This window comes from Variovorax sp. OV700 (assembly GCF_900099805.1).
GTDB lineage: Bacteria > Pseudomonadota > Gammaproteobacteria > Burkholderiales > Burkholderiaceae_C > Variovorax.
This window is the reverse complement of sequence record NZ_FNDR01000009.1, coordinates 150,107-163,598: the sequence shown is the minus strand read 5'-3', so window position 1 is coordinate 163,598 and position 13,492 is coordinate 150,107. Positions and strand designations below refer to the sequence as shown.

Genomic DNA, 13,492 nt, shown 5'->3' with positions numbered 1-13,492 from the left:
ATCGATTCCAAAAACGAGCGCGAAGCCTGGCGGTGAGTCATGTACTCGGCAGGGTAAACCGGAACACGGTGCCCCGGGGACTGTTGGGCTCGAACATGAGCACGCCGCCATGCTGCTCCACCACCGTGCGGCACAGGCTGAGGCCGAGCCCCATGCCATCGGCCCGCGTGGTGAAAAAAGGCGTGAAGAGGCGGCTCGCCACCTCTTCACTGATGCCGCTGCCGAAGTCGGCCACCGAAAATTCGAGCCAGCGCCGCGCGTCTTCCGCGCCCGGGCCGCCGACGGCCACGACGCGCGCCACGCGCAGACGCAGGATCCGCCCCGTGGCACTGTCCGCGGTGTCCATCGCCTGCATTCCGTTGCGCGCCAGGTTCAGCAACACCTGTTCGACCAGCGTGCGGTCGCACATGGCCTTGGGCAAACCGTCTTCGAGCGCCACCTCGATGCTCACGCCGAGCTTGCGCGCCTGCAGCCGCACCAGCGGCAGCACCGCGTCGATCAGCGCCTGCGGCGCCACGGCCTCTCGCGTGCGGTCGCGCCGCCGCACGAAGTCATGCACGCTGCGGATCACCTGGCCGGCACGGTCGGCCTGCTCGGCAATGCGACGCACCGCCATGGCCACCTCGGCCTGCTCGCCCTTGGCGTGCGGGCCCAGCATGTTGAGCGACCCGGTCGCATAGCTGGCAATGGCGGCCAGCGGCTGCGTGAGCTCATGGCTCAGCAGCGAGGCCATTTCGCCGACGGTGGCGAGCCGCGCGCTGGCTTGCAGGCGCTCCTGGCTGGCCCGCGAGAGTTCTTCGACGCGGCGCTGCTCGCTGACGTCGATGAAGGCGCTCATCCAGCCGGTTTGCACGCGCTGCGCATTGATCAGAGGCGCTTCGAAGATGAGCACCGGGAAGCGCGTGCCATCCTTGCGCATGAAGACCGACTCGAAGCCTTCACGCGGCGGCATGCCGCCAGCCAGGCGCCGGGCCTGCCGCTGCTGGTATTCGTGCGCCAGCTCGGTCGGCCAGTAGGGGGCCTCGATCGATTCGCCGCTACCGGCCATCAGCTCTTCGGGGCTGAAGCCGACCATTTCGCAGAACGCGGGATTCACGTAGGTGATGCGCCCCTGCAGGTCGCGCGCGCGCAGGCCGGTGATGACCGAATCTTCCATCGCCTTGCGGAAAGCGAGCGCATCGGCCAAGTCGCGCTCCGCGCGCAGCCGGCGGCGCGTGTCGCGCGCCAGCAGCACCAGCACGGACACCAGCGCGATGGAAATGGCCGTGACCAGCGCGGTGAGCACGTTGGGGAAAAGATCGGGCGCGGCACGCCAGCCGTCGACGCGCAGCATCAGCGCGGCACCGGGCAGGTCGATCAGCTGCTGCGAGGTGAAGACGCGCGTCCCCGTCCGGCGCGAGGTGCCGAGCGCCACCAGGCGCGTGCCGTCGGCCTCGGTGAATGCCACCTCCTGCCCGCGCGTGAGCGTGGGGCCGACAAGTTCGATGAGCGTGTCGCGCAGCGAGTAACTGGCCACGAGGAAGCCGCCCGTATCGATGGGCACGCAAAGCTCCATCACCTCGACGCCGCCCCCGCCCAGGATCGGCACGTAGTGGCTCGGCGAATAGGCCGGCGCACCGAGCTTGCGCGCGGCCGCGCAGGCCAGCGCCACGTCCGACTGGTCGGGCCCGCGGCTCTCCTCGCCGATCAGGCGCATGCGGTAGGGCGTGTTGACGGCCTCCAGCGGACGCAGCGCGGCGTCGCGCCACTCGAGCCGGAGCCATTCGCGGTGCTCGCGCAGCAGGCTTGCCGCAGCTTCGGGCCAGTGCGTGCGGTCCAGGCCGGAGGCTTGCGTGGCGCGCAGGCTCTGGGCATTGCGCTGCAGGCCGTTGCGCAGGTCGGAAACCGCGTCGGCGGTGTCGCGGTCGAGTGTCGCCTGCACCTGCTCGATCTCGTGCCGCCCCGCGAGCCACACCACGGTGATCAGCAAGGCCGACACCAGGACGGCCAGGATCAGCCAGAGAAACCAGCGCTGCCAGAGCGAACGCAGGCGCGCGAAGGCGGACAGCGCCCACCGCGGCGGTGCGACTCGCAAGGCATCCTCCATCGCTAGAGCACGCAGTGCGAGAGAACCGGCAGCTGGGCGCGCATGCGCTCGATCTGCCCGGCATCGATGTCGAACAGCACCATGCCTTCGTCGCTGGCCTGCTGCGCCACCACCGTGCCCCAGGGGTCCACCACCATCGACTGGCCCCAGGTCTGGCGGCCGTTCTCGTGCGTGCCGCCCTGCGCGGGCGCCACGACCCAGGCCAGGTTTTCGATGGCGCGGGCACGCAGCAGCACCTCCCAGTGCGCGGCGCCCGTGGTGCGGGTGAAGGCACTGGGCACCAGCAGCAGCTCGGCGCCTTGCCTGGCAAGCGCGCGGTAGAGCTCGGGAAAGCGCAGGTCGTAGCAGACGCTCATGCCCACGCGCCAGCGGTGTCCGTCGCGCGAGGGCAGGTCGAACACCACGGGCGTGGCGCCCGGTGCGATCACGCGTCGCTCGTCGTAGCGCTCGGTGCCGTTGTCGAAATAGAACAGGTGGATCTTGTCGTAGCGCGCCACGCACTGGCCATCGGGCGAATAGCACAGCGAGCTGTTGAACACGTGCTCGGCATCGGTGGTCTCGATGGGCAGCGTGCCGCCGACGATCCAGAGCCCGAACTCGCGCGCCGCATCCGCAAGAAAGCCCTGCACGGCGCCGGCGCCGGCGGTTTCGCGCAGGCCCAGCTTGTCGGTGTCGCGCGCACCCATCATGCAGAAATACTCGGGCAGCACCGCCAGCTCGGCGCCGGCCTCAGCGGCTTGGGCGAGCAGGCCGTGGGCGCGCGCGAGGTTGGCTTCGCGAGCGATGGCCGACACCATCTGGATGGCTGCGACTTTCATTGCGTGGTCTCCGTTTTCTTGCCTGCGCCGCCCGCGGGCGGCGCGGGAAGGGCCGAGGCGTTCGGCACGATGGATCGTGGCACCTTGGCGATCTTTGGGTCGGCCCAGGTGCCTTCGATGTGGAACTCCTGCGTGGCGGCTGTGGCGAGCGGCTTGCTCAGCACCCACTGCGCGAGGAAGGTGCCCAGGCCGATCGCGGGATTGATGGCGGTGGCCACCAGCGCGGCGGTGCCGGCGTTGATTTCGGGCACCACCACCACGCGCAGGTCTTGGGTCTCACGCACGATGTCGGCCGAGCCGTCCATCAGCGCGGCGGCGTTGACGCCCTTCATCTGCAGGTTGTTGGTACTCGCGATGCCGTTGGTGATTTTCGCGTCGCCGCGGATGAAGTCGAAGGCGAAGCCCTGGCTGAACACGTCGCGGAAATCCAGCGTGAGCCGGCGCGGCAGCGCCTGCAGGCTCAGCACGCCGAGCAGCTTGGCAAGGCCGGGGTCGGCCTTGAGGAACTGGCCCGATTCGACGTTGACCTGGATCTGGCCGCCCAGGCTCGGGTAGTCGAGCGAGAACGGTGAGCCGCGCCAATGGACGTCGCCCTCGAGCCGCCCGCTGCCGCGCCGCAGCACCCCGGGCATGCCGAAGCGCGTGAGCAGGTTGCCGGCGTCCGCGATGTCGAGCGTGAAGGTCATTGCCGTGCGGCGTCGCTCGGACCGCCCGGGCGTGGTGACCGAGCTCGCGGCCCAGGTGCCCTTGGCGGTGAAGTTCGCCTCGGGCATGGTGAAGCTCAGTTTGTTCAGCAGCCATTCGCGGCCTGCGCCGCCGCGGTTGACGGCGTCGATCTCGGCGCGGCCCAGGCGCTTGCCCAGCAGCTCGAAATCATCGACGACGATGTCGAGCGCGGGCAGCGTGCCCGGCTCCTCGTCGAGCAGCGCTTCGACCTGCGTGGCCTCGGCCGGCGCAATCTTGAGCCGCGCGAGCCGCGCATAGAGCCGGCCGGCCTGGGCGTGGCGGTACTCGGCATAGCCGCTGAGTTCTGTGGCGTCGATGTTGGCGCGCCAGAGCGTGCCTTCGCGCGTGCCGCCGAGCACCACGTTGTGCAGCGTGCGGCCCGCAATGCCGAGCTGCTGCGCGCGCACCGCGATGCGCGTGGGCACGTAGCTCATGGCCGCGTCCTCGGGCCGTTCACCGCCGCCCGGCGCCTCGGCCGCACCAGCGCCCGTGCCGGTGTCGCCCACCAGGGCTTGCCATGCGGGCATGTCGAGCTTGGCGATGTTGACGTTGGCCGTCACGCCTCTATCTGGCACGCTGGCGGTTTCGCCCGCGGCGAGGCCGATGGCGACGCTTCCGCGCAGCACTCGCGCATCGGCGCCCGAGATGTCGCGCACATACTGGACCGCGCCAATGCGTCCGAGTTCCAGCGAGAGCTGGTCCTGCACCGCGACGGCAACACCCGCGCGGGTTTCGCGCTGCAACACCTTCTTCTCGATGCGCAGCGGCATCTGCTCGTCGGCCGTCTTCACCAAGGGCGCTGGCAACTGCAAGGCCAGGCCCTGCAGCGTGCTGGTGAGAGAAAACTCGGGTGCGCCGTCGCGCATCGAGAAGGAGGCCGCGTAGGGCGTGCTGCCGCTGGCCTTGGCCGCGATCCGGGTGAGCCACTCGGCCTCGCGCGCACTGCGCAGGCCCTCGGCCGTGGCGGTGCCTTGCGCCTTCAGCGCCACTTCGCGGTTGGCACCGGCGAAGCGGCCGCGGCCCTCGAGGCGGATGTCGCCGCCCAGCAGCCTGGCCTGGACGCCGGCCAGCGAAAAACCTGTTTCGGTGAAGCTGACCGTGCCCTTGGCCTGCGTGAACGACGGCGCTTCGGGCACGAACTGCAGTTCGTTGTCGGACAGCACAATGCTGGCCTGGACCTTGGCCGCGTCCATCGCGGCGAGCGGCAGTTCGAGGTGCAGGCGGTAGTCAGCCACGCCGGTGGCGCGTGCGCGGGACAGCAGCTCGCCGGTCTCGCCGGCCAGCGGGGCGCCCACGCGCAGCAGTTCGCCGAGCGGCCCCTTGGCCTGTGCATCGACGCGCAGCAGCGAGGCGTGGTGCGACATGTCGGCAATCTGGGCTTCCGCCTTGGTCACCTCGATGCCGGATGCACCGACCAGCCGCCCGCGCGCATTGCGCACCAGCATGCCCGCGCGCTCGAACACCAGTTCGCCCGAGAGCCCGGTGAGCGCCGGCCAGACCGGCGCGGGCGTGCCGGCGCGCGTTGCGGAGGCCGCAGCCTTCGACGCGGTCGACGCGGCAATGGCCGACGTGGGTGGGACGTAGGCGTAGTTCACGTCGGCCACCTTGGCCACGATGCGGAACTCGCCCTTCCTGGGGTCCATGAAGGGCATGTCGTGCAGGTCGCCGCGCACGCGGAAATCGACACTGCTGGCCGTGCCCTTGGTGACCGCATTGCGGACGTAGTCGCGCGTGTGCTGGGGAATTTCAAGCGGCAGGTAGCGAAACACGCGCGTGCCGTCGGCGCGCGTCAGCTTGCCCTGCAGGTCGAGCACGCCGGGGTAGCGCGCGCGCCCGGACGATACGGCCGGGTCGCTGGTGCGCCAGCTGGCTTCGGCCTCGCCCTCGGCGTCGGTGTTGGCGAAGCGCAGCTTGGAGACCTGGAGCTGCGCGTTGCCCTTGTCGAGCTTCCACTGGAGCTGGGCGGCGAGCCGGTCGATCGGAATCACCGGCTCTTCGAACACGCCCGGAAATTCGAGCGTGCCCTTGGCCATGGTCAGTGCCGCGGTGCCGCCGGCGTGGGTGGCCTCGAACTCGACCGTGGCGCCGCTCACGCCGGGCGAGCCGGCATGCGGGCGTTGTGGGGCCGAGGCCGTGCTGCCCGCGGTGTTGCCGGCAGCGGGTGCGGCGGGCGCGGTTGTGGCGGTTTGGGGCGCCCCGGGCTGCGAGGCGACACGCAGGCCGCTGACCCGCCCCTTGGCCTGGTAGCGCTCGGGCGCGCCCAGCGACCCCTGCCAATTCATGTCGATGCGCTCGACCAGCCCGCGCGGCGCATAGGCATCGAGCACGCGATGCGTGGCATCGCCCAGCGGCAGGCGATCGGCAATCAGGGCCAGCGCCGCCAGGTCGAGCCGGTCGGCACGCAATGCGCCGTGCTCGGGCGTGCGGCCCTGCGCGGGCGAGTGCTGCAGCCACAGGTTGCCGCCGGGCCAGCGCATGCCGTCGGCGGTGTCGAACTGCAGCGCGGCGGTCGAGAACTCGAAGGTTTCTTCGTTCAGCTGGCCCGCGAGCCGGCCGGTCACCGAACGCATCACCAGCGGCTGGAGGCCGCGACCGAGCGAGGCGTCGATGCGGTTGAGGCCCAGGTCCGCCGCGCCGCCCACGATCTGCCCTTTCTTCATGTCGGCCCACAGGCGCAGCGCACCGCTGCCTTCGCGGATGCGCGCGTCGATGGAAACGTAGCGGCCGAGGCGGGTGACGTCCATGTAGGGCAAGTCGGCGTAGATCTGGCCGTCCCACGTCTGCCAGCGGCCGGAACGCACCGACAGCAGCGGCTGGCGGAACTGGCCGCGCAGGGTGAAGCGCTCGCCCCATCCGGCCGGCGGCGTGGCGTCGAGCCTGAGGCCATGGCGCCGGGCGGTATTGCGCGCCACGAAGCGCACGTCGCTCAGCAGCAGGGGCTCGGCCTGGCGCTGCTCGTCGGTCCAGCGCACGGTGCCGCCTTCGACGACCAGCTCGCGCTGGGCAAAAAACCAGTCGGCGGCGCGGGTCTCTCCGGTGGTGTCGGTGTCCATGTGGAGGCCGGCCACGTGCAGCTTGCCGAGCACGTCGCGGCGCACGTCGACCTGCGGCCCCTCGATGTAGAGCTGCTCGAAGTTGAGGCGCCACAAAGAACGCGGCGAGACGCTCGCCACCACCCGCACAAGGCGCAGGGCTTCTCGCTTCTGGGCATCCTGCAGGACCACATCGCGCAGTTCGAAGACGGGAAAGAGGCTGTCCGAACGAGCGGTGATCGACCCGATGCGCACAGGTACCCCGATGGCCTTGCTGGCTTGCGCCTCGAGCGCACCACGGTAATCGCCGATTCGCGGCACAATCCACGCGTGTAGGACAACCACTGACAGTGCCAGCAGAAGCCATGCAGCGATCAGTAGACCCAACAGCCAGCGCGCCGTCGCAGCGGTGATCTTGAGCAGACGTGAAGGGGAAGACGCCGTGTCGTTCATTGAGGATCGCGCTGTGTCAGGAATTATGACCGCCAGCACTCAGAGGGGTTCCACGGAAACCGATATCAGCGTGAACCAGTTGCCAGCCACGCCACCGACCGCGATCGAGGTCGCGTTTTCTTCTTACTCGCGCTTCGTTCAGCGCCTGCGCCGCAGGTATGCGGCGGAGCTTGCATTGCTTCCCCCTGGCGCGCCGCTGCGCGAGTCGATGTCAAAGGCCTATGAGGCATTGCGCGAACGCGGGGATGGCGTCGGCGATGCGCTTCGGATTGTGCGACAGCTGGTGATGGAGCGGCTCGTCACCCTCGATTGCGATGCCCAGGCGCCGCTGGCGGTGGTGACCACCGCCGTGACCGAGCTTGCGGAATTCGCGCTCGATATCGCCTGCCGCGACGCCTGCCAGGAACTCGACGCCACACACGGCGCACCGCTGGGCCCCGAAGGCCAGCGCGCGCAGCTGTGGGTGGTGGGCATGGGGAAGCTCGGTGCGCGCGAACTCAATGTGTCGAGCGACATCGACCTGATTTACCTGTACGACCTGGATGGCGAAACCCGCGGCGACGCCGACGGCCGCGGCCGCCTCTCGAACCAGGAGTACTTTTCCCGCGCCGTGAAGCGCATCTATGCGCTGGTGGGCGACATCACCGAGCACGGCTTCGTGTTCCGTGTCGACCTGGCGCTGCGGCCGAACGGCAATTCGGGGCCGAGCGTGGTGTCGCTCGACGCCCTCGACGAATATTTTCAGGTGCAGGGCCGCGAATGGGAGCGCTTTGCCTGGATGAAGAGCCGGGTGGTCGCGCCGCGCGACGTCATTTCGCAAGGGCTCGCGCAGAGCCTGCGCGCCACGGTGCTGCCCTTCGTGTTCCGCCGTTATCTCGACTACAGCGTGTTCGATTCGCTGCGCACGCTGCACCGGCAGATCCGCGAACAATCGGCTCGCCGGAGCGCAGGCCGGCCCGAGCGCGCCAATGACGTCAAGCTGTCGCGCGGGGGCATCCGCGAAATCGAATTCACGGTGCAGCTGCTGCAGGTGGTGCGCGGCGGGCAGTTTCCCGAGCTGCGCACCCGGCCGACGCTCGATGCCTTGCAGCGCGTGGCGCGTGCCGGCCTGATGCCGCAGGAAACCGCCGATGCGTTGGCGGCGGCCTATGAATTCCTGCGCCGCGTGGAACACCGCATCCAGTACCTGGACGACCAGCAGACGCACGTGCTGCCTGTGGCCGACGACGATTTGCGCTGGATTGCCCAGACCATGGGCTATGCCGGCTCCTGTGCCTTTCTCGAGCAGCTCGACACGCACCGCGAGCTCGTGGCGCAGGAATTCGACAAGCTGCTCGGCGGCGTGAAGCCCTGCAACGGCAAGTGCAACGGCAAGAAGGCAGGCGCGCCCGCCGACCTGGTCGATCTGCTCGACGATCTGCCGCCCGCATTTGCCGCGCGCATCGGCAACTGGTGCGAGCAGCCCCGCGTGCTGGCGCTGCGCGAGGAAACACGGGCCCGGCTGCGCCAGCTGGTGCAACGCACCGGCCAATGGCTGAAAGAACCCGATGGCGACGGCCCGGGACAAACGCCGCGCCACGTGGACGCCGCCTTGCGCTGGGCCGACTGGATCGAGCCGCTGCTGCGGCGCGAGAGCTATGTGGCGCTGCTGGTCGAACGGCCCGCCGTGCAGGAGCGGCTGCTGCGGCTCCTGGGCGCCGCGAAGTGGCCGGCGCGCTACTTGATGCAGCACCCCGGCGTCATCGACGAGCTCGCGAGCGACGAAATGCTGTCGGGCCGCTTCGTGGCGGCGGAGTTCGAGCGGGAGCTCGAAGCGCGCCATGCCTCGCTCAGCCGCACCGGCGAAGCCGACGAGGAACGCCTGCTCAACCTGCTGCGCCATGCCCACCATGCCGAAGTGTTCCGCACGCTGGCGCGCGACGTGGACGGCCGGCTCACCGTGGAACAGGTGGCCGACGACCTGAGCGCGCTGGCCGACACCACGCTGCGCGTCACCGCCCGCTGGTGCTGGCCGCACGTGCGCAACCGCCACCGCGAAGTGCCGCAATTCGCGATCATCGGCTACGGCAAGCTGGGCGGCAAAGAGCTGGGCTACGGCAGCGACCTGGACATCGTGTTCGTCTACGAAGACGACGACGAACGCGCGGGCGAGGTCTACGCGGCCTATGTGCGCAAGCTGATCAACTGGCTCACCGTGAAGACGCGCGAAGGCGACCTCTTCGAGATCGACACCGCTCTGCGGCCGAACGGCAACTCGGGCCTGCTGACGACCACCTTCGAAGCGTACGAGCGCTACCAGCTCGGGCGCGGCAGCAACACGGCGTGGACCTGGGAGCACCAGGCCATGACGCGCGCACGCTTCGTGCTCGGCAGCGCCGAACTGGGCGCGCGCTTCGACCAGGTGCGGGAGGCCGTCATCGTGGCTCCGCGCGACCACCAGGCATTGAAGTCCGAGATCATCGCGATGCGCGACAAGGTGCGCGGCGCGCGGCCGGTCAAGGCCGATCGCTTCGACGTGAAGCACAGCCCCGGCGGCATGGTGGACGCGGAGTTCGCGGTGCAGTTCCTGGTGCTGTCGGAGTCGGCCGGGCACCGGGAACTCATTCCCAACGTGGGCAACATCGCGCTGCTGGTGCGCGCGGAAGAAGCCGGCCTGCTGCCAGCCGCCGTTGGCCGCAATGCGGCGGCCGCCTATCGCGAACTGCGCCGCGTGCAACATCTCGCGCGGCTCAACGAAGAGCCGACGCAGGTCACGCCGCCCGCATTGGCCCAGGAGCGCGGCGCCATGCTGGCGCTCTGGAAGGCGGTATTTGGCTGACAGCACCCGCACCCCCACCCTCGCCACATCGGCGATGGCCGCCTGTGCGGTGGCTGTCGCCGTTCTTCTCGCCGGCTGCGCGAGCGGCCCGCGCAGCGGGGGCGGCGCTCCAGGCGGCCGCGACGGCCCCGGCACCAGCATTCCCCCGGATCTGGACCGCGTGCCCGACGCAGAACCCCGCGTCGAACCCATCCGCAACAGCGGCGGTACCAGCAAGCCCTACACGGTGCTGGGCCGGGGCTACCAGCCAATCACCGACGACCGGCCGTTTCGCGAATCGGGCATTGCCTCGTGGTACGGACGCAAGTTCCACAGCGTATCGACCGCGAGCGGCGAGCCCTACGACATGTACGCCATGACGGCCGCGCACAAGACGTTGCCGCTGCCCAGCTATGTGCGCGTGCGAAACCCGGCCAACGGGCGCGAGGTGATCGTGCGGGTGAACGACCGCGGGCCGTTCGTCGACGGCCGCGTCATCGACCTGAGCTACACGGCGGCGCTCAAGCTCGACCTGCTGCGCGGCGTGGCCCCGGTGGAGATCGAACGCATCACGAACGAAGACATACGCACCGGCGCGTGGCGGCGGGATTCGGGGACGGCGTATGCCTCGGCGGCCCCGGCTGTGCAACCGCCGCGCGCAACGGCGCCTGTGCCGGTTCCCTCGGCATGGGTGGCGCAGGTGGCGATGGACACGCCGGCTGCTTCGACGATGCCGGTCGCACCGCAAACGACGATGACGCCGATGACGGGGGCGGAGCCTCTGGCGCAAACTGCGCCGCCGACACCGGAGGCCGCATCGCCCCGGCAGATGGAGGTCGCCGAGCTGCCGCCAATGGCGCCCATCGCGGCGCCGGCGCCCATGGCTCGTTCAACGGCCGCAAACTCTTCCGCCGCCGCAACGGCTGGCTTCTGGGTGCAGCTCGGCGCCTTCCGCGAACGCGATGGCGCTCAGAACCTGCTGAGTGAAGCCGCGCGAGGCCTGCCCGCGCTGGCGCCGCAGCTGCGCGTGTTCAGCGAAGCCGGCACGCATCGACTGCAGGCCGGGCCCTTCCCCTCACGCTCGGCGGCCGGCGAAGCTGTCGCTCAACTGCGCGAGAGCCTGCGCATCGCGCCGATGGTGGTGGAACGCCGCTAAGCCGCAACTTCGGGCACGCGGCACCGGAGACACGGCCTCAGGGCATCGCCTTGGCCAGCACCTGCGAGCGCATGCCGACGCCCATGCGGTTCCAGGCGTTGATCTGCGCGATGGCGATCGAGAGCTCGACGATTTCGAGTTCGCTGAAATGCGCCTTGAGTACCTCGAACTCGGCGTCGCGGTCTTCATGACGGTCGGCGAGGCGCGTCAGCGTTTCAGCCCAGGCCAGCGCCGCACACTCGCGCTCGTTGAAAAAACTCACTTCGCGCCAGGTGGCCAGGCTGTTGATGCGCTGCCAGTCTTCGCCCTGCTGGCGCAGGTCGCGCACGTGCATGTCGAGGCAGTAGGCGCAGCCGTTGATCTGCGAGACGCGGGCAAAGACGAGATCGATCAGCACCTTGCCGAGCGTGCTCGATTCGATGGTGCCATTGACGGCGATCATGGCCTGGAAGGCCTTGGGGGCGGTCTTGTACCAGGTGAGGCGGGGGGCGATGGTGTTGCTCATGGCGTGTACTCCAGGTGGTTGAGATTCGAAAAATCTGCTTGCTACCTGTTGAAGACGGGCCGGCCCTCGGCCCTGTGACACGCCGGGCGAATTATTTCGAAGAAAAATGCTGTGCGATGCGCGCCAGCTTGTCGGGGTTGCGCTGTGCACGGATGCGCACGATGCGCTCGCCCTCGATCTCGAAGGTCTGCGCCGATTCGAGTTGCCCGTCGACAAAGCGCAGCAGCCCGGGTTCGCCGTTGATCTCCGCCAGCTCCATGCGCACCGCCGCGCCCAACCGGCGCCAGAGCGCGAAGTACAGCTGTGCCAGCCGCTGGCTGCCGCGCAGCACCTTGCTGAAGCTCTGCACCTTGCCTCCGCCGTCGCCGATGAGCTCCACGTCTTCCGCCATGAGCGCCTTCAGGTCATGCAGGCTGCCGCGCGCGGCCGCATCGGCAAAGGCGCGCAGCAGGCGCTGGTGGGTTTCGCGCGACACCTGATAGCGCGGGCGCGCCTCCTGCACCTGCGCCTTGGCGCGGTGCACCAGTTGCCGGCAGGCGGCTTCGCTTTTGCCGAGCGTGAGCGCCACCTCGTCGTAGTCTGCGTCGAACACCTCGCGCATCAGGAAGGCGGCACGCGCCTCGGGCGCCAGGCGCTCGAGCACGGCGAGGAATGCGACGGAGATGTTGTCGGCGCGCTCCAGCGATTCTTCCGGCGTGTCGGGCGATTCGGTCAGCGTGGGCTCGGGCATCCAGGCCCCGATGTAGTGCTCGCGCTGGACCTTGGCGGCGCGCAGCCGATCGATCGAAAGGCGCGTGACGACGGTGACCAGCCAGGCTTCGGCGCTGTCGAAACCGGCCTTGTCGGCCTCGTGCCAGCGCAGCCAGGCGTCCTGCACCACCTCTTCCGCCTCGGCAACGGAGCCGAGCATGCGGTAGGCGATGCCCTGAAGGCGTCGGCGGTGGCTATCGAAAGTGAGGGTGGCGTCGTCCATGTTCGGCTAGACGGCTGGCAGCGCGTCCTTGTGACACCGCTGCCCGCAATCCGGCCGAATTTATCAGGGAACCACCCGCCGTTACGCGCCCTGGTATTCGGGCTTGGGGCCGAGGGATGCGGCCAATTCCTTGCGGTAGCGGTTGAGCTCCTGCACGGTCTTGAAGCTGCGGTCCATCAAGAGGCTCAGGTTGTGCAGGATGCGCTCGCCGACCTTGCTTTCCCAGACGGCATCGAACTTGATCTGCTTGTCGAGCCAGTGCTCGAGCCAATCCGGGTCGGGCATCCGGCTCTGGATGGTGTCGTTCGGGAACAGCGCCTTGTTGACGTGCAGGTTGGTCGGGTGCAGCGCCTGGGCGGTGCGGCGCGCGCTGGCCATCAGCACGCCGACCTTGGTGAACGCGGCCCGGGCCTCGTCGCCGAACTTTTCCATGGCGCGCTTCATGTAGCGCAGGTACGCGCCGCCGTGGCGGGCCTCGTCCTGGCTCAGCGTGGTGTAGATGTGCTTGATGACCGGCTCGGTGTGCCACTGGGCCGCGCGGCGGTACCAGTGGTTGAGGCGGATCTCGCCGCAGAAATGCAGCATGAGGGTTTCGAGCGGGGGCGCCGGGTCGAAGTCGAAGCGCACTTCGTGCAGCTCCTGCTCGGTGGGCGCATGCTTGGGGCTGAAGCGTTTGAGGTATTCCATCAGCACCAGCGAGTGCTTCTGCTCCTCGAAGAACCAGATCGACATGAAAGCCGAAAAGTCGCTATCGTGGCGGTTGTCGCGCAGGAACATCTCGGTGGCCGGCAGCGCCGCCCACTCGGTGATGGCGTTCATCTTGATGGTTTGCGCCTGTTCTTCAGACAGTAGCGAAGCATCGAACGACTGCCAGGGAATGTCCTTGTCCATGTCCCAGCGGACAGATTCGAGTTGTCTGAAGAGTTCCGGATAAAGCATCAAAATC

At 68.9% G+C, this 13,492-nt stretch carries 8 protein-coding genes; 2 read left to right on the top strand and 6 right to left on the bottom strand.

Annotation, left to right across the window (positions count from 1 at the left end; translation table 11 throughout):
* Window positions 1-37: 37 nt before the first annotated feature.
* From BLR24_RS21025 to BLR24_RS21015, 3 genes are read right to left on the bottom strand one after another with little or no spacing between them, the layout of a single operon-like run.
* Window positions 38-2,086: a two-component system sensor histidine kinase NtrB gene (locus BLR24_RS21025; RefSeq protein WP_093020434.1), complete on the bottom strand. Its 2,049-nt coding sequence runs from the start codon at window positions 2,084-2,086 to the stop codon at window positions 38-40.
* 2 nt (window positions 2,087-2,088) lie between these two features.
* On the bottom strand, window positions 2,089-2,904 hold the full coding sequence (locus BLR24_RS21020; protein ID WP_093020432.1) for a carbon-nitrogen hydrolase family protein: 816 nt from the start codon (window positions 2,902-2,904) through the stop codon (window positions 2,089-2,091).
* Entirely contained in the window at window positions 2,901-7,115 is a 4,215-nt protein-coding gene (locus tag BLR24_RS21015) for a YhdP family protein (protein ID WP_254787482.1), read from the bottom strand. Before BLR24_RS21015 ends, BLR24_RS21020 begins: the two co-directional genes overlap by 4 nt.
* Before the next feature lie 25 nt (window positions 7,116-7,140).
* Here BLR24_RS21015 and glnE point away from each other — a divergent pair, with 25 nt between their 5' ends.
* The gene (glnE, locus tag BLR24_RS21010; RefSeq protein ID WP_093020430.1) at window positions 7,141-9,933 is read left to right on the top strand and encodes a bifunctional [glutamate--ammonia ligase]-adenylyl-L-tyrosine phosphorylase/[glutamate--ammonia-ligase] adenylyltransferase; all 2,793 of its coding nucleotides are present in this window, start codon (window positions 7,141-7,143) and stop codon (window positions 9,931-9,933) included.
* Complete coding sequence (locus BLR24_RS21005) at window positions 9,926-11,068, top strand: septal ring lytic transglycosylase RlpA family protein (RefSeq protein ID WP_254787480.1); 1,143 nt, start codon at window positions 9,926-9,928, stop codon at window positions 11,066-11,068. The genes glnE and BLR24_RS21005 overlap by 8 nt, the downstream gene beginning before the upstream one ends.
* A 37-nt stretch (window positions 11,069-11,105) precedes the next feature.
* Here BLR24_RS21005 and BLR24_RS21000 read toward each other — a convergent pair whose 3' ends face one another.
* From BLR24_RS21000 to BLR24_RS20990, 3 genes are all read right to left on the bottom strand, one after another.
* On the bottom strand, window positions 11,106-11,573 hold the full coding sequence (locus BLR24_RS21000) for a carboxymuconolactone decarboxylase family protein (protein ID WP_093020426.1): 468 nt from the start codon (window positions 11,571-11,573) through the stop codon (window positions 11,106-11,108).
* Between the two features lie 91 nt (window positions 11,574-11,664).
* Window positions 11,665-12,546, bottom strand: a complete 882-nt coding sequence (locus BLR24_RS20995) for an RNA polymerase sigma-70 factor (RefSeq protein WP_093020424.1) — start codon at window positions 12,544-12,546, stop codon at window positions 11,665-11,667.
* Between the two features lie 81 nt (window positions 12,547-12,627).
* Entirely contained in the window at window positions 12,628-13,485 is an 858-nt protein-coding gene (locus BLR24_RS20990) for a ferritin family protein (protein WP_093020422.1), read from the bottom strand.
* Window positions 13,486-13,492: the final 7 nt, after the last annotated feature.